The organism is Eubacterium ramulus ATCC 29099 (assembly GCF_000469345.1).
Taxonomy (GTDB): domain Bacteria; phylum Bacillota; class Clostridia; order Lachnospirales; family Lachnospiraceae; genus Eubacterium_I; species Eubacterium_I ramulus.
This window is the reverse complement of sequence record NZ_KI271114.1, coordinates 1-334: the sequence shown is the minus strand read 5'-3', so window position 1 is coordinate 334 and position 334 is coordinate 1. Positions and strand designations below refer to the sequence as shown.

At 42.8% G+C, this 334-nt stretch carries 1 protein-coding gene; it reads left to right on the top strand.

Annotation, left to right across the window (positions count from 1 at the left end; genetic code table 11):
- On the top strand, positions 1 to 285 hold a 285-nt coding region (locus tag HMPREF0373_RS06505; protein WP_021738868.1), incomplete at its 5' end, for an LPXTG cell wall anchor domain-containing protein.
- Positions 286 to 334 lie beyond the last annotated feature (49 nt).

Sequence of the window (334 nt, the reverse complement as noted above, 5' to 3'; positions counted from 1 at the left end):
CAGCTTGTAACTTTTGAAGAATTGTACGATTTGAGCAATCCAGACGAACCGAAGAAAGTTACCGAACATAAGGATATTGAGGATAAGGGACAGACGATTACCTTTAAGGAAAAGCCAGAAAAACCCGAAACACCACCGACACCAGAAAAGCCTAACAGACCTAGCGACAGTCCCAAAACGGGCGACAGTACAAATGTAATGGCATTTGTCGTGATGTTGCTTGTGTCTGCTGGTGGATTAGCTGGAACATATCTTTACAAACGCTGTAAAATAAAGAAATCATAAGGCGGTAACGGTATGAAAAAAGGAAAATCACGCTCTCCGCCGAAGCTGT